At 71.6% G+C, this 24,787-nt stretch carries 24 protein-coding genes; 13 read left to right on the top strand and 11 right to left on the bottom strand.

What is annotated here, in order from left to right; all coding sequences use genetic code 11:
* Positions 1 to 25: 25 nt before the first annotated feature.
* The 9 genes from IEZ03_RS21815 to IEZ03_RS21775 all read right to left on the bottom strand — a co-directional run bounded on the left by IEZ03_RS21815 (position 26) and on the right by IEZ03_RS21775 (position 9,905).
* Complete coding sequence (locus IEZ03_RS21815) at positions 26 to 757, bottom strand: pseudouridine synthase (protein ID WP_132048764.1); 732 nt, start codon at positions 755 to 757, stop codon at positions 26 to 28.
* Positions 754 to 1,329, bottom strand: a complete 576-nt coding sequence (gene scpB / locus IEZ03_RS21810; RefSeq protein WP_184886019.1) for an SMC-Scp complex subunit ScpB — start codon at positions 1,327 to 1,329, stop codon at positions 754 to 756. Before scpB ends, IEZ03_RS21815 begins: the two co-directional genes overlap by 4 nt.
* Complete coding sequence (locus tag IEZ03_RS21805; RefSeq protein WP_229808469.1) at positions 1,322 to 2,203, bottom strand: segregation and condensation protein A; 882 nt, start codon at positions 2,201 to 2,203, stop codon at positions 1,322 to 1,324. Before IEZ03_RS21805 ends, scpB begins: the two co-directional genes overlap by 8 nt.
* Before the next feature lie 126 nt (positions 2,204 to 2,329).
* Positions 2,330 to 2,860, bottom strand: coding sequence for a SecDF P1 head subdomain-containing protein (locus tag IEZ03_RS21800; protein WP_184886023.1), 531 nt, complete (start codon positions 2,858 to 2,860; stop codon positions 2,330 to 2,332).
* Between the two features lie 286 nt (positions 2,861 to 3,146).
* Positions 3,147 to 4,013, bottom strand: coding sequence for a ParA family protein (locus IEZ03_RS21795; RefSeq protein WP_184890741.1), 867 nt, complete (start codon positions 4,011 to 4,013; stop codon positions 3,147 to 3,149).
* Between the two features lie 150 nt (positions 4,014 to 4,163).
* Positions 4,164 to 5,129: a site-specific tyrosine recombinase XerD gene (xerD, locus tag IEZ03_RS21790; protein ID WP_229808468.1), complete on the bottom strand. Its 966-nt coding sequence runs from the start codon at positions 5,127 to 5,129 to the stop codon at positions 4,164 to 4,166.
* A 181-nt stretch (positions 5,130 to 5,310) separates the two neighbouring features.
* Positions 5,311 to 5,958, bottom strand: a complete 648-nt coding sequence (locus IEZ03_RS21785; RefSeq protein WP_184886025.1) for an NUDIX domain-containing protein — start codon at positions 5,956 to 5,958, stop codon at positions 5,311 to 5,313.
* Complete coding sequence (gene pyrG, locus IEZ03_RS21780; protein WP_184886028.1) at positions 5,955 to 7,649, bottom strand: CTP synthase; 1,695 nt, start codon at positions 7,647 to 7,649, stop codon at positions 5,955 to 5,957. The genes IEZ03_RS21785 and pyrG overlap by 4 nt, the downstream gene beginning before the upstream one ends.
* Positions 7,650 to 8,093: 444 nt before the next feature.
* Complete coding sequence (locus IEZ03_RS21775) at positions 8,094 to 9,905, bottom strand: hypothetical protein (RefSeq protein WP_184886030.1); 1,812 nt, start codon at positions 9,903 to 9,905, stop codon at positions 8,094 to 8,096.
* A gap of 384 nt (positions 9,906 to 10,289) precedes the next feature.
* On the opposite strand from IEZ03_RS21775, the gene pip reads away from it, so the two are divergent.
* The 12 genes from pip to IEZ03_RS21715 all read left to right on the top strand — a co-directional run bounded on the left by pip (position 10,290) and on the right by IEZ03_RS21715 (position 21,562).
* A complete protein-coding gene (gene pip / locus IEZ03_RS21770) occupies positions 10,290 to 11,273 on the top strand; it encodes a prolyl aminopeptidase (RefSeq protein ID WP_184886032.1) in 984 nt (327 codons plus the stop codon).
* Between the two features lie 597 nt (positions 11,274 to 11,870).
* On the top strand, positions 11,871 to 12,419 hold the full coding sequence (ectA, locus tag IEZ03_RS21765; RefSeq protein ID WP_184886034.1) for a diaminobutyrate acetyltransferase: 549 nt from the start codon (positions 11,871 to 11,873) through the stop codon (positions 12,417 to 12,419).
* Between the two features lie 50 nt (positions 12,420 to 12,469).
* Positions 12,470 to 13,732 (top strand): diaminobutyrate--2-oxoglutarate transaminase, encoded by a 1,263-nt coding sequence (ectB, locus tag IEZ03_RS21760; protein ID WP_184886036.1) that lies wholly within the window; start codon positions 12,470 to 12,472, stop codon positions 13,730 to 13,732.
* Between the two features lie 314 nt (positions 13,733 to 14,046).
* Complete coding sequence (locus IEZ03_RS21755; protein WP_131982395.1) at positions 14,047 to 14,442, top strand: ectoine synthase; 396 nt, start codon at positions 14,047 to 14,049, stop codon at positions 14,440 to 14,442.
* Complete coding sequence (gene thpD / locus IEZ03_RS21750) at positions 14,439 to 15,347, top strand: ectoine hydroxylase (RefSeq protein WP_184886038.1); 909 nt, start codon at positions 14,439 to 14,441, stop codon at positions 15,345 to 15,347. Before IEZ03_RS21755 ends, thpD begins: the two co-directional genes overlap by 4 nt.
* 105 nt (positions 15,348 to 15,452) lie before the next feature.
* The gene (ehuB, locus tag IEZ03_RS21745; protein ID WP_184886040.1) at positions 15,453 to 16,346 is read left to right on the top strand and encodes an ectoine/hydroxyectoine ABC transporter substrate-binding protein EhuB; all 894 of its coding nucleotides are present in this window, start codon (positions 15,453 to 15,455) and stop codon (positions 16,344 to 16,346) included.
* Positions 16,347 to 16,352: 6 nt separating this feature from the next.
* Positions 16,353 to 17,069, top strand: coding sequence for an ectoine/hydroxyectoine ABC transporter permease subunit EhuC (ehuC, locus tag IEZ03_RS21740; RefSeq protein ID WP_184886042.1), 717 nt, complete (start codon positions 16,353 to 16,355; stop codon positions 17,067 to 17,069).
* Positions 17,069 to 17,722: an ectoine/hydroxyectoine ABC transporter permease subunit EhuD gene (gene ehuD / locus IEZ03_RS21735; RefSeq protein ID WP_184886044.1), complete on the top strand. Its 654-nt coding sequence runs from the start codon at positions 17,069 to 17,071 to the stop codon at positions 17,720 to 17,722. Before ehuC ends, ehuD begins: the two co-directional genes overlap by 1 nt.
* On the top strand, positions 17,709 to 18,656 hold the full coding sequence (gene ehuA / locus IEZ03_RS21730) for an ectoine/hydroxyectoine ABC transporter ATP-binding protein EhuA (protein ID WP_221480798.1): 948 nt from the start codon (positions 17,709 to 17,711) through the stop codon (positions 18,654 to 18,656). The genes ehuD and ehuA overlap by 14 nt, the downstream gene beginning before the upstream one ends.
* Before the next feature lie 184 nt (positions 18,657 to 18,840).
* Positions 18,841 to 20,001: a thiolase family protein gene (locus IEZ03_RS21725; protein WP_184886046.1), complete on the top strand. Its 1,161-nt coding sequence runs from the start codon at positions 18,841 to 18,843 to the stop codon at positions 19,999 to 20,001.
* Between the two features lie 5 nt (positions 20,002 to 20,006).
* Positions 20,007 to 20,390: a Zn-ribbon domain-containing OB-fold protein gene (locus IEZ03_RS21720; protein WP_184886048.1), complete on the top strand. Its 384-nt coding sequence runs from the start codon at positions 20,007 to 20,009 to the stop codon at positions 20,388 to 20,390.
* Positions 20,391 to 20,425: 35 nt separating this feature from the next.
* Complete coding sequence (locus IEZ03_RS21715; RefSeq protein WP_184886050.1) at positions 20,426 to 21,562, top strand: NAD(P)H-dependent flavin oxidoreductase; 1,137 nt, start codon at positions 20,426 to 20,428, stop codon at positions 21,560 to 21,562.
* Between the two features lie 23 nt (positions 21,563 to 21,585).
* Here IEZ03_RS21715 and IEZ03_RS21710 read toward each other — a convergent pair whose 3' ends face one another.
* Positions 21,586 to 22,845, bottom strand: a complete 1,260-nt coding sequence (locus IEZ03_RS21710) for an ABC transporter substrate-binding protein (RefSeq protein WP_184886052.1) — start codon at positions 22,843 to 22,845, stop codon at positions 21,586 to 21,588.
* Positions 22,842 to 23,825, bottom strand: coding sequence for a GlnX family signal transduction membrane protein (locus IEZ03_RS21705; RefSeq protein WP_184886054.1), 984 nt, complete (start codon positions 23,823 to 23,825; stop codon positions 22,842 to 22,844). The genes IEZ03_RS21710 and IEZ03_RS21705 overlap by 4 nt, the downstream gene beginning before the upstream one ends.
* Positions 23,826 to 24,192: 367 nt before the next feature.
* Between IEZ03_RS21705 and IEZ03_RS21700 the strand changes: the two genes are divergently transcribed.
* Entirely contained in the window at positions 24,193 to 24,783 is a 591-nt protein-coding gene (locus tag IEZ03_RS21700; RefSeq protein WP_229808467.1) for a TetR/AcrR family transcriptional regulator, read from the top strand.
* The last annotated feature ends 4 nt before the right edge of the window (positions 24,784 to 24,787 follow it).

Raw genomic sequence — 24,787 nt, 5'->3', positions numbered from 1 at the left:
GTTCCCCCTCCTCGTGCCGCCGGTGCTACAGCCCCACGGCCTTGTACAGCTCGCCGACCTCGTGGACGGTCAGCGCCCGCATCGTGCCCGGCTTCAGCGAACCGAGCCGGATCGGCCCGAACTCTATTCGGGCGAGCTGCTGGACCGGGAACCCGACCTCCTTCAGCAGCCGCCGCACGATGTGCTTGCGCCCCTCGTGCAAAGTGATCTCGACCAGCACGCGCCGGCCGACCTGGTCGAACACCCGGAACCGGTCGGCCTTGGCGGGCCCGTCGTCCAGCGTCACGCCGGCCCGCAGCCGCTTGCCGAGGTCGCGGGGGATCGGCCCGTGGATCTCCGCCAGGTAGGTCTTGGCGACGCCGAAGCTCGGGTGGGTGAGGCGGTGCGACAGCTCGCCGTCGTTGGTGAGCAGGATCAGGCCCTCGGTGTCGGTGTCCAGGCGGCCGACGTGGAACAGCCGCTCGGGCACGTCGACGTACTCGGCGAGGGACTTGCGGCCCCGTTCGTCCGCCATCGTGCTCACCACCCCGCGGGGCTTGTTGATGGCGTAGTAGCGCATCTCGGCGCGGGTCTCGACGCGCTTGCCGTCCACGTGGATGACGGCGCGCCGGGGGTCGACGCGCTCACCGAACCGGAACACCTTCTTCCCGTCGACGGTGACGCGGCCCTCGCCGATCAGCTCCTCGCAGTGGCGGCGGCTGCCGATCCCGGCCTCGGCCAGGACCTTCTGCAGCCGCACGCCCTCGTTCTCGGTCACGTGTCCTCAACTATGTCGTCAGGCAGGTCATCGGGCAGGAAGGGGGCGAGCTCGGGCAGCTCGTCGAGGTCGCGGAGCCCGAGCCGCTCCAGGAAGTACCCGGTGGTGCGGTACAGGTGGGCCTGGGACTCGGGGTCCTGCCCGGCGTCCTCGATCAGGCCGCGCAGCGTCAGGGTGCGGACGACCCCGTCGCTGTTGACGCCGCGGATCGCCGACACGCGGGCGCGGCTGACCGGCTGCCGGTAGGCGACGACGGCGAGCGTCTCCAGCGCGGCCTGGGTGAGCCGCGCCTGCTGCCCGTCGGTGACGAACCGCTCGACGACCGGGGCGCACACGTCCCGGGTGTAGAACCGCCAGCCGCCCGCGACCTCCCTGAGGTCGAACCCGCGGCCCTGCTCAGTGTATTCCGCGGCCAGCTCCCGCAGCGTCTCCGCGACCTCGCCGCGGGGGCGCTCCAGCAGCTGCGCGAGCGTCAGCTCGGTGACCGGCTCGTCCACCACCAGCAGGATCGCCTCGATGGAGGCCCGCAGGCCCGGAGGCTCCGGCGCGTCCGCGCCGGGTTCCTCAGTCATCGTCTCCCTCGTCCCTCTGATCCTTCTCGTCCTGCTCCGCGGCGCCGTCCTTCTTGGCGGCGCCCTCGTAGTCGTCGCCGACCTCGACGTCGCCCTCGTCGGTGCCGGTCCAGGTGACGTGCAGCTCGCCGAGGGGCTCCAGCTGCTCGAACATGACGTTCTGGTCCCGGTACAGCTCCAGCAGCGCCAGGAACCGCGCGACGACCTCGTAGGTGCCCTCGGCGTCCGACGCGAGGACGCGGAACGTCGTGCTCCGGAGCCGGCGGAGCCGGGCCACGACGATCGCGGCCTGCTCGGTGACGCTGGCCCTCGGCTGGTAGATGTGCTCGACGGAGACCGACGGCGGCTCCTTGGGCGCGAAGGCCCTGGCGGCGAGGCGGGCGAACTCCTCGGGCCCGAGGCCGAGCAGCACCTCCGGCAGCAGGTTCGCGAACCGCGGCTCCATCGGGACGAGGCGCGGGAACCGGCGGCTCGCGTCGGCGATCCGCCCCGCGAACACCTTCGCGACCTCCTTGTAGGCGCGGTACTGCAGCAGCCGCGCGAACAGCAGGTCGCGGGCCTCCAGCAGGGCCAGGTCCTCCACGTCGTCGACCTCGCCGGACGGCAGCAGCCGGGCGGCCTTCAGGTCCAGCAGGGTCGCGGCGACGAGCAGGAAGTGGCTGGCCTGGTCGAGGTCCCAGTCCCGGCCGTAGGAGTGGATGTGCGCGATGAAGTCGTCGGTGACCTTGTGCAGCGACACCTCGGTGATGTCGAGCTTGTGCTTGGAGATCAGCCCGAGCAGCAGGTCGAACGGCCCCTCGAAGTTGTCCAGGTGGACGCGGAACCCCTGCTCCTCCCCGGTCTCCCGCTCCGGCTCCGGCGACGTCTCGTCCACGTCGCTCACGGTAGCGGAGGTCACCTCCCGCGCTGTGCTCACCGGCCACATCGTCCCACGCGCCCGGCACCGCTCGCACCGCGCCGCCACCGGTCCCGAGGGGTGGTGCCGCGGGCCCCGGGCGCCCTACCGGCCGGTCATCCGGCGCACGAGGTCCTCCACCGCCGCCCGGTCGAAGTCGCCGCTGATCATCACCTCGCCGCCGGTGATCGGGTCCTGCACCATGGGGGCCGAGATGACGGTCCCGGCGACGATCATCGCGATGAGCCTGCCGTCGCTCCCCTCGGGCTGCTCGGCGGCCTTGCCGGTCAGCCGCCCGAACTCCGCGCCGTCGGCAGGGGTCAGTTCCAGTTGGACGGTCCAGCCGGCCTGGCCGCCCTCCGGCCCCTGCAGTGCCGCCTCGATGCGCTCCACCCGCTCGACCGTCATGCGCTCCGGGCCGAGCCGGTAGCAGGTGCCGGCCCCGTCGTCGGGGACGGTCCCGGACGCGCAGGGCGGCGCGGACTGCTCCGCCACGAGCTGGAACGTCAGCGGCTCGCGCAGGACGACCGGACCACCCCCCTCGCCGCCCTCACCGCGGTCATCCCGGACGGCCAGGAACACGGCGACGCCCGCCAGCAGCAGGCCGAACGTCAGGAGGGCGACGACGAGCACCACGCGCCCGCCCCCGCCCCGCGGAGGCGGACCCCCCGGCCCCGGCGGCGGGAACGCGGCATAGGGCGGCCCCGCCGGTGGAGGCGGCGGCCCGAAAGGCGGCGGAGGAGGTCCCGGCGGCGGTCCCGGAGGAGGCGGCGGCGGCGCGGGGGGCTGCTTCACGGGCGTTTCCCGTTCGTCGGGGTTCGCCACCGGGCCGGGCGGCGGACCGGGATCCTGTGCTACCGCGGCCTACGGCGTCCGTGCTCGCCGCGGCGACGGCCTCGCCGACTTTGTAACACGGGAGACCTCACCCTGTGAGGGCCCACCGTCCCAGAACCTCCCGCGCGAGCCCGCGGTAGGCGTTCGCGCCCATCGAGTTGGGGTCGAAGTAGGTGATCGGCTCCCCGGCGACCGTCGCGTCCGGGAAGCGGACCGTCCGGTTGATGACGGTGTGGAACACCTTCTCGCCGAACGCCTCGACGATGCGCCCGAGGACCTCGCGGGTGTGCAGCGTCCGCGAGTCGTACATGGTGCCGAGGACGCCGTCGATGACGAGGTGCGGGTTGATGCGGCCCTGCACCTTCTCGATGGTCTCCATCAGCAGCGCGACACCGCGCATCGCGAAGTACTCGCACTCCAGCGGGATCAGCACGCCGTCGCTGGCCGCCAGCGCGTTGACGGTGAGCAGGCCGAGCGACGGCTGGCAGTCGATGAGGATGTAGTCGTAGTGCTCGACGGCCGACTTCAGCGCCCCCTGGAGGATGTACTCGCGGCCGACCTCGTGGACGAGCTGGACCTCCGCGCCCGACAGGTCGATGTTGCTCGGCAGCAGGTCCATCCCGTCGACACCGGTCTCGATGACGATGTCCTCCCACTCGGTGTCGCGTTCGAGCAGCAGGTTGTGGATCGTCACGTCGAGCTGGCGCGGGTCGCCCTTGCCGAGCCCGACCGACAGGGCGCCCTGCGGGTCGAAGTCGACGAGCAGGATGCGGCGGCCGTACTCGGCGAGCGCCGCGCCCAGGTTGATCGTCGTGGTCGTCTTGCCGACGCCGCCCTTCTGGTTGCACACGGCCACGATCCGCGCGGGTCCGTGCTCAGCCAGGGGTTCGGGCTCCGGGAACACCGGCACGGGCCGCTGAGTCGGCCCGAGCCCCCTGCTCGGATCGGTCTCTATGGTGGCGGAGGATAGGACTCCATCCGCACCGTTTGTGCTGGTCACCAGATCCCTCCCCGGTGGCCCGGAAATGCCATCCAGAACGGGGACTCTAGGGCCGCCGGTGCCGGGTCTCAAGCCGACGCGCGCCGAACGTCGCGATTTGCCCGATCAGCTTCTGGCGCGCGGATGCGAAGTGGCGTAGACCTCGCGCAGCAACTGGACGGTGACCAGCGTGTAGACCTGCGTCGTGGTGACGGAGGCGTGCCCGAGCAGTTCCTGCACGACGCGGACGTCTGCGCCGCCGTCGAGCAGGTGGGTCGCGAACGAGTGCCGCAGCGTGTGCGGGGACACCTCCGACAGGTGCGCCCGGTCGGCGGCCGCGCGCAGCACCATCCACGCGCCCTGCCGCGACAGCCGGCCGCCGCGCGCGTTCAGGAACAGCGCCGGGCCGCCCCGCCCCGCCCGGGCGAGTTCGGGACGGGCCCGCACCAGATAGGCGTCCACGGCCTCCCGGGCGTAGTCGCCGATGGGCACGACCCGCGCCTTGCCGCCCTTTCCGGCGACGCGGGCGAACCCGTCCCGCAGGTCGAGGTCGTCGACGTCCAGGCCGACGGCCTCGGAGATCCGGGCGCCCGACCCGTACAGCAGCTCCAGCAGCGCCCGGTCGCGCAGGCCGCGGGCGGTGCCGGTGTCGCCGCCGGACGGCGCGTCCGCCGCGGCGAGCAGCCGCTCCACCTCCGCCAGGGAGATCGCCTTGGGCAGCCGCCGCGGCGGCGTCGGCGGCTTGACGTCGTGCGCGGGGTCCCCCGCCGCCAGGCCCTCGCGCAGCGCGAAGCGGTGCAGCCCGCGGACGGCGGCGAGCGCCCGCGCCGCCGACCCCGCCGACAGCGGCGGATGGTCCGCGTCGCCCTCCCGCAGGCTCACCAGGTAGGCCCGGACGTCGCCCTCGGTGATGTCGGCGATGTCCGCGCGGCCCCGGCCGTCCTGGACCTGCACGTAGCGCCGCAGGTCGCGGCGGTAGGAGCTGAGGGTGTTGGCGGCCAGGCCCCGCTCGACCGCGAGGTGCCCGAGGTAGGTGCGCACGGTGGCGCCGAGCGCGGAACCGGCGCCCGCGTCCCGCGCGGCCGGGCGCACGGACCTCCCGGGCGGCGGGCCCGCGGGCAGCGCGTCCGTTTCATCCGGCCTGTCGCCGCAGCCGGCACCCGTCGCCGGCGACCGGGGATGAAGAGTGTTCAGTTGCGGCACCTCTTCCGGGCGTGGCTACGGAGTCCCGCCCATCATGCCCCCTCCGGCCCGGCGCGGGGCCCCATCCCGGTCAGCTCTCCGGCGCGTCGACCGGGCGCAGCCCGGCGTATCCCGACGCCCGCGCGGCCTGCGCCGCCAGCACCCCCGCACAGGTGATCATGTTGTGCAGGTCGCCGGCCAGCACCTTGCGGACCGCCTCCTCCAGCGGCACCCACACGACCGGCATGTCGGCCTCCTCGTGGACGCGCTCGAAGTCGATCTGGTCCGCGGGCACCTCGGCGACGTCGCGGGCCAGGAAGATCCGGACGCGCTCGTCGGTCATGCCGGGCGAGGTGTACACGTCGACCAGGGTGTCCCAGCGGCCCGCGCGGTACCCGGCCTCCTCCAGCAGCTCCCGCTCGGCGAGCTTGTGCAGGGGCTCGCCGTCGACGTCCCGCAGCCCGGCCGGCGCCTCCCACAGCAGCCGCCCCACGGGATGGCGGTACTGCCGCAGCAGCAGCACCCGGTCGCGGTCGTCGACGGCGATGACGCCGACGGAGCCGACGTGCCGCACCAGGTCGCGCACGACGATCTCGGTGCCGTCGCCGCGCGGCATCTCCACCCGGTCGCTGCGGACGCCGAACACGCGCCCCTCGAAGACCGTGGACTCCTCCACGACGTCCCAGCGCTCGGGACGGTCCCGGACGTCGTCCGGGCCGAGGCCCCCGGCCGGGCTCATGAAACGGTCACGTTCCCCGCCTCGCCGTCGCCCGTGCGGGCCTCGGCATAGTCGAGCGCCGCGGACACCAGCCCGGTGAACAGCGGATGCGGGCGGGTCGGGCGGGACCGGAACTCCGGGTGCGCCTGCGTGCCGACGAAGAACGGGTGCTGCTCGCGGGGCAGCTCGACGTACTCGACCAGGCGGCCGTCGGGCGACAGGCCGGAGAACCGCAGCCCGGACTCCGCCAGCCGGTCCCGGTAGGCGTTGCTGACCTCGTAGCGGTGCCGGTGCCGCTCCGACACCTTCGCCTCCCCGTACAGCTCCCGGACGATCGACCCCTCGGCGAGGTCGGCCGGGTAGAGGCCGAGCCGCATCGTCCCGCCCATGTCCCGCTCGCCGGCGACCACGTCGATCTGGTCGGCCATCGTCGCGACGACCGGGTGGGCGGTGGCCGCGTCGAACTCGGCGCTGCCGGCGCCGGCGAGCCCGGCCAGTGTCCGCGCCGCCTCGATCACCATGCACTGCAGGCCGAGGCAGATGCCGAGGAGCGGGACCCGGTTCTCCCGGGCGTGCCGCACCGCGCCGAGCTTGCCCTCGATCCCCCGCACCCCGAACCCGCCGGGGATGAGCACGCCGTCGGCGCCGTCCAGCTCCCGCTTGGCGCCCTCGGGCGTCTCGCAGTCGTCGCTCTTCACCCAGCGGATGTGGACCTTGGCGTCGTTGCCGAACCCGCCGTGCCGCAGCGCCTCCGTCACCGACAGGTACGCGTCGGGCAGGTCGATGTACTTGCCGACCAGCGCGATCGTGACCTCGCGGGCCGGCTTGTGGACGCGCCGCAGCAGCTCGTCCCACGCGCCCCAGTCCACGTCGCGGAACGGCAGGTCCAGCCGCCGCACCACGTACGCGTCCAGGCCCTCGGAATGCAGCACCTTCGGGATGTCGTAGATCGACGCCGCGTCGACCGCCGACACCACGGCCTCCCGGTCGACGTCGCACATCAGGCTGATCTTGTGCTTGAGCCCGTCGGTGATCGGCCGGTCGGACCGGCACACGATCGCGTCGGGCTGGATGCCGATGGAGCGCAGCGCCGCGACCGAGTGCTGCGTCGGCTTGGTCTTCAGCTCCCCGGACGGGCCGATGTAGGGCAGCAGGGACACGTGCAGGAAGAAGCAGTTGTCCCGGCCGATCTCGTGCCGGATCTGGCGGACCGACTCCAGGAACGGCAGCGACTCGATGTCGCCGACCGTCCCGCCCACCTCGGTGATGACGATGTCGACGTCGCCGTCGCCGGCCATCCCGATGATCCGGTCCTTGATCTCGTTGGTGATGTGCGGAATGACCTGCACGGTGTCGCCGAGGTACTCCCCGCGCCGCTCCTTGGCGATCACGTTCGAGTAGACCTGCCCGGTGGTGACGTTCGCCGACCCGTGCAGCTCCGTGTCGAGGAACCGCTCGTAGTGGCCTATGTCCAGATCGGTCTCCGCGCCGTCGTCGGTGACGAAGACCTCACCGTGCTGGAACGGGTTCATCGTGCCGGGGTCGACGTTGAGGTACGGGTCGAGCTTCTGCATCGTGACGCGGAGGCCGCGAAGGGCCAGAAGCCGCCCGAGGCTGGACGCCGTCAACCCCTTGCCGAGGCTGGAGGCGACACCGCCCGTGACGAAGAGATGCTTGGTAGGCCGCGAGCTACCAGTGGCTGCCGAAGGCAAAGAAGATGCTCCCGTGGTCGTTGCGAGGCGGACAACGCACTGTCCACGGGCTCTCAGTTTATTGCATTGCCCTCGGCGGTCGGGCCCTGGGGGCTCGCGCTTATTGCATCGCCCTTGGCGGTCAGGCGCTAGAGCGCCTTCCCTTCGGCGGGCAATGCGTGCGATCGCTGCATCGCTCCGGCTCGCCTAGCGGCTCGCTGCGCGATCAGGTTTCTCGCAGGCTCGAAACCTGCCTTCGGACGCGATCGCAGGCGTTGGGGTCGTTGCGGGGTTGCGGCGGTGGCTGATGTAGCAGCGTCCGCGAAGACCCCTAGGTTCGGGACAGCGTGGCTGTGACGTACAGCGGGGCTGTGACGTGTGGAGAGCTCACGTCGGGCCTTACTAGGTCCCTGGCGGGGTGTCGGGGCTGGTGGCTTGCGGACTGGTCTTGTGCCTGGGCTCTGGTTAGAGGCGGGGGGTGGCTGCGGTGGGCATTATGGTGCGGAGTTGGCGGGTCAGTTCGTCGATCAGGGAGCGGGCCTGGTCGGCGGCGGTGCGGGCGGCGTCGCGTTCCTGGGAGAGTTCGGCGATCTGGGCGCGCTGCTCGGTGACGGCCTGGGCCAGTTGATCCACCCACTGGTCGCGTTCGGCCAGCTTCTCGGCGATGGCGTCGCGTTCGGCGGCCATCTGGCGCATGGCCGCGACGGCCTTGTCGCGTTCGCGGCCGGCCTGGTCGGCGCGGCCGCGGGCCAGGGTCAGCTCGGACTCGGCGCGTGCCTGGGCCTGGACGGCGGCCTCGCGGGCCCGCTCGGCGGCCTCCTTGGCCTTGGCGTTGCCGTCGCGCTCGCGCTCGGCCTTCTTGGCGGCCTCCAGCGATTGCGAAGCGGTGTCGAGGGCCTGCTGGCGCTCGGCCTCGGCGTTCTCGGCCCGTCCCACGGCCTCCTGGAAGCGGCGCTCGGCCTCTTGGGCACGGCGTTCCGCCTCGATGGCGCGGCGCTCGTTCTCCTGGGCGCGGTGCTCGGCGACCTCGGCGCGGCGGCGGGACTCGTCGGTCTCCTGCCCGGCCGCGACGATGGCGTGTTGCAGGTTCTGCGCGGTCATCTCGGCGTCGGTGACCTTGGCGCGCAGCGCCGACAGCTCGGCGTGGGCGGACTCCAGGCTGCGTGACAGCTCGCCGGCCTGCTCGGCCACGCGGTCGCGTTCCGCCTCGGCGGAGCGGCGCCCGGTGACGGCCTCCTCGACGGCGCGGAGCGCGTCGTCGCGGGCCTCGCTCATGGCGTCGCGCTGCTGGATGGCCTGCCGGACGGTGGCCTCGGCCTCGGCGACGCGGCGCTCGGCCTGCTCGACCTGGCCCTGCACCTGCTCCATCTGCGCGCGGGTCTGCTCGGCCTGCGCGCGGGCCTGGTCGGCCTGGATGCGCGCCTGCTCGGCCTGGCCGCGGGCCTGGTCGGCCTGGGCGCGGCCCTGCTGCGCCTGGTTCCACGCGGCGGCGGCGTCCCGCTGCGCGTTCTCCTTCTCGGTCTGGAGCGCGGCGATCTGCGTGACGGCCTCGTTCTGGACCTCGGCGATACGGCGGTCGGCGTCGGCGAACTGGCGCTCGGCCTCCACGGCGCGGCGCTCGGCCTGCTCGGCCTGGCCCCGGGCGCGCTGAACCTCGCCCCAGGCGGCCGCCGCGTCACGCTGGGCGGCCTCCTTCTCGGCGGCGACGGCCGCCACCTGCGAGGCGACCTCGTTCTGCGCATCGTTCAGGCGGCGCTCGGCCTCGACAGCGCGGCGCTCGGCCTGCTCGGCCTGGCCCCGGGCGCGCTGAACCTCGCCCCAGGCGGCCGCCGCGTCACGCTGGGCCGTCTCCTTCTCGGCGGCGACGGCCGCCACCTGCGAGGCGATCTCGCTCTGCACCTCGCTGACCTTGCGCTCACCGGCGGCGAGCGCGTCGCCGATGAGGTCGGCCATCTGGCGGAGCCGCTCGACCATGTCCCAGGGCTGGGCCTCGGGCTTCTCGAGTTCGGCGCGCACGAGTTCGGCGCGCACGAGCTCGCCGGGACGGCCCTGGCGGCCGTGCTGCCCCTGCGGCGCTTGGTGGGGCGGCTGCTGGGCCTGCTGGGCCTGCTGGGTCTGCTGCGGCTGCTGCTGGGCGGGTTTGGACATCTGGATCGGCTGCTGGGCGGCCGGCACCGGCGCCTCGGGCGCGCGGTTCGGGTCGCGCCCCATCGCGTTCCAGGGGGAACCCGCGTCCGGGACTCCGCGGGAACCGCCCGATCCGTTCAGCTCACTCACTGCTCTCCTCGCCTCACGGCTCGGTGCCACGTGAACGCCATGGCCCTGCTCGTCCCGCTCGCGGCGATCCTCGCCCGGCGGCTCGTCATCTCGCTCACGCGTCTCCTCGCCGGGCGGCGTCCGGCCGCGTTCGCGGGGGTAGGTCTGCACATCTCGTTCGCTCCGCCACCGGCCCTGCGCCTCGTCGCTTCGCTCACTGAAGGCACTCTAGTCGCGACCAGCGGAACCTTTGCCCAGTTTGGGGTTTACTTTCTTGATCCTCGCACGGTATCCGCGCACACGGCGTCCCTGCTCGGGGCCTGTGCGGGCCGTCCGCGGCGGGTCCGGCGGGTGCCGCGGGTCACACCGCGCGGGACGGTGTGACGGGTGGGACAATCGCGCTCCATGGAGCTTCGCACCCTGTATCCGCCCATCGAGCCGTACGACTCCGGGCTGCTCGACGTCGGCGACGGCAACCGACTCTACTGGGAGGTGTGCGGGAACCCCGAGGGAAAGCCCGCGGTCATGCTGCACGGCGGCCCGGGCGCCGGGTGCAGCCCGGCGCACCGCAGGCAGTTCGATCCCGAGAGGTACCGGATCGTCCTGTTCGACCAGCGCAACTGCGGCCGGAGCCTGCCGCACGCGAAGGACCCGGAGGTGTCACTGGAGGCGAACACCACCTGGAACCTGGTGGCCGACATGGAACGGCTCCGCGAGCACCTGGGCATCGAGCGCTGGCTGGTGTTCGGCGGGAGCTGGGGCAGCGCGCTGTCGCTGGCGTACGCGCAGACGCATCCGGAGCGGGTGACAGAGCTGGTGCTGCGCGGCATCTTCACGCTGCGGCCTTTCGAGCTGTACTGGTTCTACCAGGAGGGCGCGTCGCTGCTGTTCCCCGACCTGTGGGAGAAGTACCTGGAGCCGATCCCCGAGGACGAGCGGGAGGACCTCATCTCGGCGTTCCACGAGCGGCTCAACTCCCCGGACCGGGACGTGCGCGTCGCGGCGGCGAAGGCGTGGTCGACGTGGGAGGGCTCCACGATCACGCTGCGGCCCGACCCGGAGGTGGCCGGGGCGTTCGGCGAGCCGGACTACGCGGTGGCGTTCGCCCGCATCGAGAACCACTACTTCATGAACGAGGGGTTCTTCGAGGAGGAGCAGCTCATCCGCGACGTGGACAGGATCCGCGACATCCCGGCCGTCATCGTTCAGGGCCGGTACGACGTGTGCACGCCGGTCGCGACCGCCTGGGACCTCCACCGCGCGTGGCCCGAGGCGGAGTTCCACATCGTCGACGACGCCGGGCACGCCTTCAACGAGCCGGGAATCCTGCATCGCCTGATCGAGGCGACCGACCGCTTCGCGGGAAACGGCCGCCCGGAAGCGCCATAGGTCGGGGTCGCGGAATCCGACCAGAATCGGATGGGTCACGTAACCCACTTGTGACATGTCCATAAACAGTGCGGGGCGCGGCGCCGGTGCCGCGCCCCGGCCGGTCTACTCGTGACCGAAACACCTGATTCCTTACCTTTCAGCCATCCCGCTCTTACCCGTTCGTGAGTGAACCTGCCCCTTGAAGGGCAGGGACGGGGGCTCCCAGAACCCGCGCCAACGCCTTGCTCCACACGCGTCCCAGCACGCCCGCGACCGGACGACCTCGCGCGATGCGACGTGACGCCCGCCGCACCCGGGACGTTCACAGTGAATTTATGTGACTTACATCACACAACCGATACACAAAACCCCTCGCGCGGTCACGACAAAACATTAAGCTGACGTTCAGGAAGCGTCCCGGCACGTCCGGCCGCGGGTTCGCCAGTAACACCTGCGTAACACGGAGAAATGCGCGGAAGCGCCCGCGCGGGGCCCTCGCGAATTGCACCCAATTCGACAAAGCCTATTACCCTACCCAGTGGGCCGGGCCGCTAAACATCTCGTAGATAACATTCCTCTGCGATCACGGCGCGAGATTCGCTAAATTGCCTGGACATGGCAGCGCAACCCCTGGAATCACCGACCCGACGCCCCGGTCCGAACGAGACGAACGCGGACGTGCAACTCCAGGAGCCGAGCCTCTCCGACGGCCCAGAGCTCTGGCGGATGGCCCGGGACTCGCGAGTCCTGGACGTCAACTCGCCGTACAGCTACACGCTCTGGTGCCGCGATTTCGCGGACACTTCCGTGGTGGCATGCGACGCCGGCGCTCCCTGTGGGTTCATCACCGGCTACGTCCGCCCGTCCCGGCCCGACACGTTCTTCGTGTGGCAGGTCGCCGTAGACCACGACCATCGCGGCCAGGGCCTCGCCCGCCGCATGCTCGACCACCTCGCCGACCGACTCGCCCCGCGCGGGCACCGGTTCATGGAGGCCACGGTGACCCCGGACAACACCGCTTCCACCGCGATGTTCGAATCGTTCGCCCGGGACCGCGGCTGCGAGGTCGCCCGCAGTCCGCTGTTCGGCACGGAGCACTTCCCCGACGGGGGACACGAGCCCGAGGTGCTCTTCCGGATCGGCCCGATCACCGACGCGAACTGATCCAGCACATCCCAGTCCGCTCCCCCACGACAACCTGCCTGGAGGCAGACATGGACGTTTTCGCCAGCCTGGAATCGGAAGTGCGCGGTTACTGCCGCAGCTGGCCCACGGTGTTCACCACCGCGAAGGGCAGCTACATGACCGACGAGAACGGTAAAAGCTACCTCGATTTCTTCGCCGGTGCCGGAACGCTCAACTACGGGCACAACAACCCGCAGCTGAAACGGCGGCTGATGGATTACCTCGCGAGCGACGCGATCGTCCACAGCCTCGACATGTACAGCTCCGCCAAGCGGGAGTTCCTGGAACGGTTCAACGAGTACGTGCTCCAGCCGCGGGGACTCGACTACAAGGTCCAGTTCCCCGGGCCCGCGGGCAACAACTCGGTCGAGGCGGCGCTGAAACTCGCCCGCAAGTACACCGGCCGCGAGACGGTCGTCAGCTTCACCAACGCCTTTCACGGCATGACGCTCGGCGCCCTCGCCGTGACGGGCAATTCGATGAAGCGCACCGGCGCCGGCGTACCGCTGGGCCACGGGGTCGCGATGCCCTACGACAACTACCTGGACGGCCGGACGCCCGACTTCCTGCTGTTCGACACGATGCTGGACGACAGCGGCAGCGGCCTGGACAAGCCCGCGGCCGTGATCGTGGAGACCGTCCAGGGCGAGGGCGGCATCAACGTCGCCACCCCGGAGTGGCTGCGCGGCCTGGCGGACCTGTGCCGCCGGCACGAGATCCTGCTCATCGTCGACGACGTGCAGATGGGCTGCGGCCGCACCGGGTCGTTCTTCAGCTTCGAGGAGGCCGGGATCACCCCGGACATCGTCTGCCTGTCCAAGTCGCTCAGCGGCTACGGGCTGCCGTTCGCGATCACGCTGATGAAGCGCGAGCTGGACGTGTGGGACCCGGGAGAGCACAACGGCACCTTCCGCGGCTTCAACCCCGCGTTCGTCACCGCCGTCGGCGCGCTGGAGGACTACTGGGGCGGCGACGACATGGAGAAGGAGACGCTCGCCAAGGGCCAGCAGGTCCAGGCGGCCCTGGAGTCGATCGCGATCACGCACGCCGGCGCCGTCGACTCCGTCCGCGGCCGCGGGCTCGCGTGGGGCCTGGTGATGAACGACGCCGAGATGGCGCCGAAGGTGTGCGCCGAGGCGTTCGAGCGCGGGCTGCTGATGGAGACCTCCGGTCCGGAGGGCGAGGTGGTCAAGCTGCTGCCGCCGCTCACCACGACCGAGGCCGAGCTGGGCCAGGGCCTGGAGATCATCTCGGACTCGCTGGAGGCCGTCCGCCAGAAGGTGGCCGTCTAAGCAATTCCGCCCACATTAGGTCATAACGGGCCGTCAGCGGCTCACTGAGCCGCTCGCACCGCTCCGGACCTGCCGGGACACCCCCAGGTCGTTCCGGGCCGCCTCGGGCCCTCTGAGCCGTCCGGCTCCGGACGGCGGGGGCCGCCTGACCGGGTGCCCCGGGACGATCACGGGCTGACCGGGCACATACCTGGCGGACGCGGTCCGGCGACCCGCGTGAAACGCGACGAAGACGACCCCAGCGAACACCGCCCGAGCGGCACCGGGCCCTGCGCGGGCCCCGGTCCCCGGGCACAGCCGGAAAGAGGAGATTCATGATCGTTCGTTCCCTTGACGAGATCATCGGCACCGAGCGGGACGTGCAGGCGCCCACGTGGTGCAGCCGCCGGTTCGTCCTCGCCAAGGAGGGCGTCGGCTTCTCGATGCACGAGACGATCCTGTACGCGGGGACCGAGACGAAGATGTGGTACGCGAACCACGTCGAGGCCGTCTACTGCATCGAGGGCCAGGGAGAGCTGACCAACGACGAGACCGGCGAGAAGCACAAGATCGAGCCGGGCGTGATGTACCTGCTGGACCAGCACGAGCACCACACCCTCAGGGCGCACACCGACGTGCGGACCGTCTGCGTGTTCAACCCGCCCGTCACCGGCCGGGAGGTCCATGACGAGAACGGCGTATACCCGCTGCTGACGGAGGAGGACGCATGAGCATCATCGAGTCGCATCCGACGATCGACGACACCTACCCCACCCGGAAGGCCGCCGAGGCGGCGCTGCTGTACCGGCAGGACCCCGTCGTCTACGGCGCGCCGGAGGACGGCCCGATCGACCGCTCCACCCTCGACTCCTACGAGGCCGACGGCTTCCTGACGGTCGACCAGCTGATCTCGCCGGAGGAGGTCGAGGACTACCGCGCCGAGCTGCGCCGGCTGTCCGCGGACCCGCAGATCCTCGCCGACGAGCGCACGGTCACCGAGCGCGGATCGGACGAGGTCCGCTCGATCTTCGAGATCCACAAGATCAGTGAGGTCTTCGCCGGCCTCGTCCGCGACCCCCGCGTCGTCGGCCGGGCCCGGCAACTGCTCGGCTCCGATGTGTACGTCCACCAGAGCCGGGTCAACTACAAGCCGGGCTTCAACGGCAAGGACTTCTACTGGCACTCGGACTTCGAGACGTGGCACGCCGAGGACGGCATGCCCCGGATGCGCGCGGTGAGCATATCCATCGCGCTCACGGAGAATTTCGTGCACAATGGCGGGCTAATGATTATGCCCGGTTCCCACAAGACCTTCGTGGCGTGCGTCGGGGAGACGCCGGACGACCACTACAAGGAGTCCCTGCGCGGGCAGGAGATCGGGACGCCCGACCCCAGCAGCCTGTCGATCCTCGCCGAAAAGCACGGGATCGAGCTGTTCACAGGGCCTGCGGGCTCTGCCACCATGTTCGACTGCAACTGCATGCACGGCTCGAACGGGAACATCACCCCGTTCCCGCGCTCCAACGTGTTCATCGTGTTCAACAGCGTCGAGAACGCGTGTGTCGAGCCGTTCTCGGCACCGGCACCCCGCCCGGAGTTCATCGGCGCCCGCGACTTCACGCCCGTGGGCGACTGAATGAATACAACAATTCGATAACCCGACCCACCTCTGCTCCCGCGCCCGGGGGAGGCCGCACCGGCTTCCCCCGGGCGCGGGAGCGCACCCATCAGGAGATCGATGATGACTTCCTCGAGACGCGACTTCCTCCGTACCGCCGTGCTGCTGTCCGCCGCGGTGCCGCTGGCCGCGGCGGGCTGCTCCACGACGGATCCGGAGGAGGAGCGGTCCGGCGGCGGCACGCTGGAGAAGGCCCGGGACGCGGGGACGATCACCGTGGGCTTCGCCAACGAGGCGCCCTACGGCTTCACCGACAAGTCCGGCAAGCTCACCGGTGAGGCGCCCGAGCTGGCCCGCGTCATCTTCAAGAAGCTCGGGATCGACGAGGTCAAGGGCGTCCAGGTGGACTTCGCCGGCCTGATCGCCGGGCTGAACGCCAGGCGGTTCGACACGATCGCCGCCGGCATGTTCATCACGCCGGAGCGCTGCGCCTCCGCGGCGTTCGCCGACCCCGAGTACGTCGCCAAGAGCGCCTTCATGGTGAAGGAGGGCAACCCGAAGGGCCTGACGGGCGCCAAGGACCCGGCGGAGAAGGGTGCCAGGGTCGGCGTGCTGACGGGCGCAGTCGAGGCCGGCTACGCCGAGAGCACCGGGGTGAAGAAGGGCGACATCAAGACCTTCGCCGACCAGGCCAGCGCGTTCGAGGGGCTCAAGGCCGGCCGCATCGACTGCATCTGGCTGACCCGCATCTCCCTCGCCGACCTGCTGTCCAAGCACGAGGGCGAGGGCTTCGAGGTGACCGAGGCGTTCACGCCGGTCATCGACGGCAAGGAGCAGCTCGGCGCCGGCGCGTTCGCGTTCCGCAAGGCCGACGCGGAGCTGCTTAAGGCCTGGAACGACGAGCTCGCGAAGCTGAAGCAGGGGAACCAGCTCCTGCCGATCCTGCAGCCGTTCGGATTCACCCAGGCGGAGATGCCCGGACCGGACGACACCGCCGCGAAGTTCTGCAAGGGCTGATCCCGGGTGGCGGACGTCCTCGGAAGCTACAACCAGTGGCTCGCCGGCGCGTGGCTCACCATCCAGCTCACCCTGCTCGGCGGTGCGCTCGCGCTGGCGCTCGCGCTGGTCTTCGGTATGGCGGGCGCGTCGCGCCACGCGTGGGTGCGCGGGCTGAACCGGCTGTACGTGGAGTTCTTCCGCGGCAACGCGACGCTGGTGCTGCTGTTCTGGTTCTTCTACGCGCTGCCCCTGATCGGGCTCCGGTTCACCACCATGTTCGCGGCGGTGCTCGCGCTCGGCCTGAACATCGGCGCCTACGGCGCCGAGGTGGTCCGCGGCTCGATCAGGGCGGTGCCGAAGGCCCAGTACGAGGCGACGGTGGCGCTGAACTTCACGCCGTTCCAGCGGATGCGGCGGGTCCTGCTGCCGCAGGCCTTCGCGCTGATGCTGCCCCCCTTCGGCAACCTGATCATCGAGCTGATGAAGGGGACGGCCATCGTGTCCCTGGTCGGCCTGGTCGACCTGACCCGCGCCTCGAAGGACATCCAGGGCAGCAGCGGGGAGACCATCGCGGCGTTCTCGGTGGCCCTCGTCCTGTACTTCGTGATCGCGCAGATGCTGCAGCTGTTCGTCCGCTACGCCGAGCGGCGCGTGGACCGGATGCTGGGCCGCAGGCTGCCCAGTGAGCCGTCGCTCGGCACGATCGCGGCCGGTGCTCCCGGAGCGGGGGTGACGGGCTGATGACCTGGAACTGGGAATACACGGGCGAGATCCTCCCCGATCTGCTGAGCGGGCTGCGCTACACCGTCATCGCGACGCTGGTCGGCTACGTGATCGCCCTGATCCTGGGCCTGGTGTGGACGCTGCTGCGCCGCACGCCGTACCCGGCCGTGAACCACGCGGTCCGGTGGGTCACGGAGTTCATCAGGTCGACGCCGCTGATCCCGCAGCTGTACTTCGTGTTCTTCGTCCTGCCCTCCCTGGGCATCACGCTGTCGCCGCTGACGGCAGGGATCATCACGCTCGGCGTCCACTACTCGACCTACACGGCCGAGGTGTACCGGGCCGGGATCGCCGACGTCCCGAAGGGGCAGTGGGAGGCGTGCACGGCCCTCAACCTGCCGAAGTCGCGGGTGTGGCTGGACGTGATCCTGCCGCAGGCGGTCCGCCGGGTGATCCCGACGCTGGGCAACTACCTGATCGCGATGTTCAAGGACTCGCCGATGCTGTTCGCGATCAACGTCGCGGAACTGCTCTACGCCGCCAACAGGGCGGGGTCGGTGAACGGCCAGTTCCTGGAGCCGATGACGATGGTCGGGCTGTTGTTCGTCGTGGTCAGCGTCATATCCTCGATACTCGTCCGCCGCTTGGAGAGGCGCTATGCCACCCACTGACACCACACCGGAAGCCCCGACGCCCGACAATGCCGGAGCCGGAGGCGGATCGACACCGGGGGACGCCCCGACGACGGACGAGAGCGCTCCGGCGGCGAAGGGCGTCTCCACGCACAAGGACGCCGCGGGCGAGGGCGAGGCCGCCGCGGCGCTTCCGCACGGCGCCGCCCCGGGCATCCGCTTCGAGAAGGTGGTCAAGCGGTTCGGCGACAACGTCGTGCTCCGCGAGCTCGACTTCACCGTGGAGCCCGGCGAGCGGGTCACGCTCATCGGGCCGAGCGGGTCGGGCAAGACCACCATCCTGCGGCTGCTGATGACGCTGGAGACCCTCAACGAGGGCGTCATCTGGATCGGCGACCAGACGCTGTGGCACATGGACCGGGACGGCAAGCGCGTCCCGGCCAACCAGAAGCACCTGCACGAGATGCGCAAGCAGGTCGGCATGGTGTTCCAGCAGTTCAACCTGTTCCCGAACATGAACGTGCTGCGCAACCTCACCGAGGGGCCGGTGCGCGTGCTCGGGGTGTCCAAGGACGAGGCGGTCGAGCGCGCCAGGAGCCTGCTGGACCTGGTGGGCCTCGCCGACAAGATCAACGCCCACCCGACGCAGCTGTCGGGCGGCCAGCAGCAGCGGGTGGCGATCGCGCGGGCGCTCGCCATGCAGCCGAAGGTGCTGCTGCTGGACGAGGTCACCTCCGCCCTGGACCCCGAGCTCGTCGTGGGCGTCCAGGACCTGCTGCGCGACATCGCCCGGCAGAGCGACCTGACCCTGCTGTGCGTCACCCACGAGATGGCCTTCGCCAAGGACATCTCGGACCGGGTCCTGATGTTCGACCAGGGCCAGATCGTCGAGGAGGGTCCCCCGGACCAGATCTTCGGCGAGCCGTCCGAGCAGCGCACCCGGGACTTCCTGCAGGCGGTCCTGGCCTCCTGAGCAGGCCGGCAGGCGTACCCGTCGCCCGTGTCCCCGTCGCCCCGGGGACGCGGGCGACTCTCGTCGGCGGGCCGTACGCCGCCGTACCTGCCGACCCGTTCGCTGATCTTGCCTCGGCCCCGCCGTGGATTACACCGAACGTCATTCGGTACCGTGGCGGCATGAGTGGCGGAGGGGCACAGTGATGGGCGCATCGATCGTGGGGCTGGGCATGACCGAGCTCGGCAGGGTGTACGGGCGCAGCCCGCGGCGGCTCGCCGCCGACGCGGTGCGCCTCGCCGTCGCCGACGCGGGGCTCGCGCTCGGCGACCTGGACGGGCTGCTCGTCAGCCACGGCATGGGCGGCTCCCCCGGCATCGAGCTGGCCGGCGCGCTCGGGCTCCGCGACCTGCGGCTGCTCTCCCAGGTCAACGCGTTCGGCGCGACCGCGGGGGCGATGCTGTCGTACGCGGCGACGGCGGTGCTGAGCGGGACGGCGACCACCGTCGCCTGCGTGTTCGCGGACGCGCCGCTGAAGCCGAAGAAGTCCGCCGGGTCGGCCTACAACCGCGACGCCCGCGAGTGGTACGGGTTCGGCGGCATGACGGCGGCGCTCGGGCTGCGCAGCGTCAACTCCTTCTACGCCCTCGCCGCCCAGCGGCACATGACCCGGTACGGCACCACCAGCGAGCAGCTCGGCGCGATCGCGGTGTCGACCCGCGCGTGGGCGTCCCGCAACCCGCTCGCCCAGATGCGCGACCCGATCACCCTCGAGGACCACCAGGCGTCCCGCTGGGTGTCCGAGCCGCTGCACCTGCTGGACTGCTGCCTCGTCTCCAACGGCGCGATCGCCGTGGTGGTCACGGGCGCGGACCGGGCGCGGGACCTCGCGCGGCCGCCCGTCCACCTGTGGGGCTGGGGGCAGGGCCATCCTGGGCACCGCAAGGAGCGCGGCAGCGAGTACGGCCTGACCACCGGGGCGGCGTCGTCCGGGGCGACGGCGATGAAGATGGCCGGGATCACCACCGACGACGTCACCGCGTGCGAGCTGTACGACTGCTACACCTACACGGTCCTGGTGTCGCTGGAGGACTACGGCTTCTGCGCCAAGGGCGAGGGCGGCGCGTTCGCCGCGTCCGGCGCGCTCGGCCCCGGCGGGTCGCTGCCGACCAACACCGGCGGCGGGCAGCTCTCGGCGTACTACATGTGGGGCATGACGCCCGTGTCGGAGGCCGTGATCCAGGCGCGCGGGGACGGCGGCGAGCGGCAGGTCCCGGCCAACGACGTGATCCTCGTCAGCGGCAACGGCGGCATCCTCGACCACCATTCGACCCTCATCGTCAGCCCGCACGAGAAGGGGGCCTGAGAGCCATGGACATCGGCGTTCTGCGGCGGGACGGCCGCACCGACCCGTTCTTCGACGGCACCGCCGCCGGCCGGCTCGTCGTGCGGCGCTGCGAGGCGTGCGACCGCTGGTTCGCGCCGGACGAGACCGGCTGCCCGGGCTGCGGCGCCGACGACCTCGCCTGGGCGGAGGCGAGCGGCGAGGCGACCCTCGTGACCTGGACCGTCACCCGTCCGCGGGACTCGGACCAGCCCCCGGCCTACCTGGCGCTGGTCGAGCTGGCCGAAGGGCCGTGGCTGCACACCCGCCTGGACGGCGTCGACCCGGTGTCCCTGCGCGAGGGCCTTCCGCTCCGGGCGGCCTTCGTCCACCCTGACGAGGGCGAGTCCTACGTCCTCTTCCGCCACTAGACCGAACGTCATTCGGTCCGTTAGGTTCGAGGGTCATGAACACCGAGGTCTGCGCACGGTTCGGCATCGAGTTCCCGCTGTTCGCCTTCAGTCACTGCCGCGACGTCGTCGCCGCCGTGACCAACGCGGGCGGCTTCGGCGTGCTCGGGGCCGTCGCCTACACCCCCGACCGCCTCGAAGAGGAACTGCGCTGGATCGACGACCACGTCAACGGCCGCCCCTACGGGGTGGACGTCCTGGTCCCCGGCAAGATCGACAAGTCGGCGGAGGGCGGCGGCGGCCTCGGCTCGATGCTCGCCGCGATCCCCGAGGAGCACTGGAACTTCCTCACCGGCCTGTTCGCCAAGTACGACGTCCCGCTGCCGGACTTCGACAAGGCCAAGCGGTCCAACGCGCACAGCGGCGCGCAGGTCACCGCCAAGGGCGCGACCGAGCTGATCGACGTGTCGCTCGCCCACCCCATCGGCCTCATCGCCAGCGCGCTCGGCACCCCTCCCCCGCTCATGGTGGAGAAGGCCAAGGCCGCCGGGATCCCCGTCGCCGCGCTGGTCGGCACGTCCGAGCACGCCCGCCGCCAGGTCGCCGCGGGCGCCGACCTGATCGTCGCGCAGGGCGGCGAGGCCGGCGGGCACACCGGCGAGATCTCCACGATGGTCCTGGTCCCCGAGGTGGTCGACACCGTCGCCCCGGTGCCGGTCCTCGCCGCCGGCGGCATCGCCACCGGACGCCAGATGGCCGCGGCGATGGCCCTCGGCGCCTCCGGCGTCTGGTGCGGCTCGGTCTGGCTCACCACCGAGGAGGCGGAGACGCCGCCCCAGGTGAAGGAGAAGATGCTCGCGGCGACGTCCCGCGACACGATCCGCTCCCGGTCCCGCACCGGCAAGCCCGCCCGGCAGCTCCGCTCCGCCTGGACGGACGAGTGGGAGGGCCCCGAGAGCCCCGGCGCGCTGGGCATGCCGCTGCAGATGATCGTCGCCGAGGGCGCGATGCGGCAGATCACCAAGATCGCCGAGTCCGGCAACCCCGGCGCCCGGCAGCTCGCCAACTACTTCGTCGGCCAGTGCGTCGGCCTCATGAACACCGTCAAGCCGGCCCGCCAGGTCGTCTACGACATGGTCGAGGACTTCGCCAACGCCGTCGACCGCCTCAACGCCATCACCGGCGAGGACTGACCCGCCGCGTCCCCGGCGCCCGGTCAGGACGGGAAGCGGGTGGTGCGGCGGAGCTGGTCGAGGGAGCCGAGGATGTCGTCGAGGCGGCCGTCCGCCGGGTCGGCGACGTACTCGAGGACGGCGTGGTTGAAGGCGGCGGCCATGACCGTCGGCATCGTGTCGGACCCGTCGAAGCGGACCGTCCCGGCGTCCGCGAGCGTCCGCGCGATCCGCCGCGCCGCCGGATCGGGGTAGTCGTCCGGCCGCACCTCGCGGTTCAGCGAGAAGGCGCCGCCGCCGGGACGGCCGGTCCACGTCCGCTGCGCGCCGGCCGTCGCCAGGTGGGCGACGAGCCGGCGGGTGGCCGGGGTGTCGCGGAACACGCCGAGCACGTCCCCGCCGATCACGACCGACGACGCTCCCGGGAAGGGGATGTGGTCGTAGTCCCGGCCGGCCTCGGGACGGCCCGGCGCCTGCCGGTAGAAGGCGGTGATGAACGAGCCGGCGTGGTCGAACCGGCAGCCCGGCGGGGTGGCGAACATCGGCGCCCCCGCCTGGCCGTAACCGGTGAGCAGCGCGGTCCGGGCGTCCCCGCGCGAGGCCGCCACGACGGAGCCGAACGCCCGCCAGGCGCTCCGCACCGGCTCCGACGTCCAGGCCAGGCGGCCCGACACCCAGGCGTCGTAGGCCTCGGGGCCGGACTCGTGCAGCAGGAGGTCCTCGATCCAGTCGGTGCCCGGCCAGCCGGAGACGGACGTGTCGGCGAGGCCCAGGCACCAGGGGCGGGGACCGGCCTGCCCGGCGATCTCGGACAGCTCGTCCCACGTGAGGTCCGGGGCCGTGAGCCGCTCGCGAAGTCCGGACGGCAGGCTGCGCGGGTTGTACCAGATCAGGCTCTTCACCGACGCCTTGACGACGATGCCGAACGACCGGCGCCGGCCGTCCGGGCCGGTGGCGGACGTGAGGTCGCCGCCGATGCCCTGCGAGCCGCCCGGCAGCGGGCGCAGCTCGCCGGCGGCGGCGTACGCCCGCAGGTCGCCCGGCGTCGCCAGGACCGCCGCGTCGGGCGGGTGGCCGTCGTGCAGCTCGCTGGCCAGCACGGCGCGGGCGTCCCGCGTCCCGGTGTACTCGACGTCGATGCCGGAGTCCTTCTCGAAGCCGGACAGCATCTCCCGGAACGCGTCGCCCTCCTCCCCCGTCCAGGAGCCGAGCACGGTGATCGTCCTGTCCGAGCCGGACCCGCCGCACGCGACGAGGCCGAGCGAGCACAGCAGCAGGATCGCCGACAGGATTCGCACGCTCATCTCCTGAACTCGCGCAGCCGGGACCAGAACCCCAGGCCGGTCAGACCGGCCACGGCCAGGCTCAGCAGGGGGACGCCGGCGGCCAGCGCCCCGGTGTCCGCGGCGCCCGCGAGCCGCGCGTCGACGGGACGGCGCGCATCGTCCACCGCCTTGACGTCCAGCCCTTCCGCCTGGTCCACCGGACCTCCCGCGCGCAGCGCGGACGCACCCGCGCGGGCCGTGCCGATCTGCGCCTCGACGACCCGGTCGAACGCCGGGAGGTCCCGGTCCCACGCCCGGTCGAAAGAGCGGTCGAGGTTCAGGAACGCGTTCGCCGTCCACATGACCAGCCCCAGCAGGACCAGGCACGCGGCCAGCAGCGGCGGGTTGAACACGCGCCGGAACCGCCGGGCCATCGCCGCCTGCGCGTACACCAGCACGGCGAGGAGCGCGAAGCCGGTCACCGCCGTGCCGAGCGCGGCGGCGGTCCCGCCCCACGCGGAATGCCGCCGCTCGTCGATGGCCCGCAGGTCGCGCTTCGCTATCTCGTCGATCCGGGCGAGCACGCCGCCGTCGCCGTGCAGAAGGTCGGAGGCGTAACTCAGATACGCGTATCCGAGGTCCTCCAGCCCTTCCCGGTAGGTGGCGTCGGCCTGCTCCACCAGTCCCTGATAGGTCACGACCTGCGCATTGACGGCGCGCAGCAGATCGCGTTCGGCCGCGCCGCCGAAGTCGCGTTCGGCGATATGCGCAAGGCTGTCCCCCGCGGTCGTCAGATTGTCGCGGAACCGCTGACCCGGCCCGATCAGTTCCGCGGCCCCGGAACGGAAACTCTGCCAGGCCGCCCGGTCGGCGTCCGACAGCGCGGCATGGGCCGTACGTGCGCTGACGTAGGCGGGGACGCCTCGGTCCCGCACCGACGACACCGCCGACCCGCCGCCCACCAGGACCCCGGTCGCGGCCGCCCAGAACAGGAACGTCATGCCCAGGGCGAGGGCCATGATGGACCACAGCCAGCGCGGCGTACTCCATTTCCTCGGGGCCGCTCGAAACCGCAGGGCAAATGACACGGGTGCCATAGTAGGCCAATGCCATTGCGGTGACGGCGGGCGACGCCCGCCACAAATAGTGGGAAATGCACCGGAAATCAAGCGCAATTGCCGACCGCTTTCGGCCATCGCCGCGACATCGCGGAAATGGTGAGCCGCATGATAACCGCCGCCGGACCGGCCGGGCCGGAAGTGATGCGGCCGCTCGATGGGCCCCCGCCCGGGCCGGGAGCCGGCGCTTCGCCTATGCTCCTAATAAATGCATGTTCATTTACAAGGGGGACGGATGGCGGGACGGCCTCGCGGGGTCGATGACGCGGTGATCCTAAGGGCGGCGGCCGAGGTCATCGGGCGGGTGGGCCCGGCGAAGCTCACCCTCGCCGCCGTGGCGGACGAGGTGGGGCTCGTGCCGGGGACGCTCATCCAGCGCTTCGGGTCCAAGCGGGGCCTGCTGCTCGCGCTGGCCGCCCGCTCCGTGCACACCCCGGAGGAACTGCGCGAGCGGGTGCGCGAACGGCACGGGTCGCCGCTGGCCGCGCTGCTCGCCTTCGCCGTCGAGTCCATGTCCGACGCGGCCACCCCGCAGAGCTACGCCAACCACCTGGCGTTCCTGTGCATGGACCTCACCGATCCGGAGTTCCACGAGCACGCGCTGGCCGTCCACCGGGCGCAGGGACGGGTCATCGAGGCCCTGCTCGACGAGGCGGTCGCCGCGGGCGAGCTGGCGGCCGGGACCGGCACCGCCGCGGTGGCGGCAACGATCCAGACGGCCATCGCCGGAGCCGGCCTGACCTGGGCGCTCGAACGCCGCGGCACGCTGGCGGAGCGCCTCGAACGGGAGATCGGGAGCGCGCTGGCTCCGCACCTTCCGAGTACACCGGCCGCCGGCTCCCCGTCCTCCCCCGCCTGATCGC

The sequence above is a fragment of the Actinomadura livida genome (assembly GCF_014648675.1).
Lineage (GTDB): Bacteria > Actinomycetota > Actinomycetes > Streptosporangiales > Streptosporangiaceae > Spirillospora > Spirillospora livida.
This window is presented reverse-complemented; position numbering and strand designations above follow the sequence as displayed.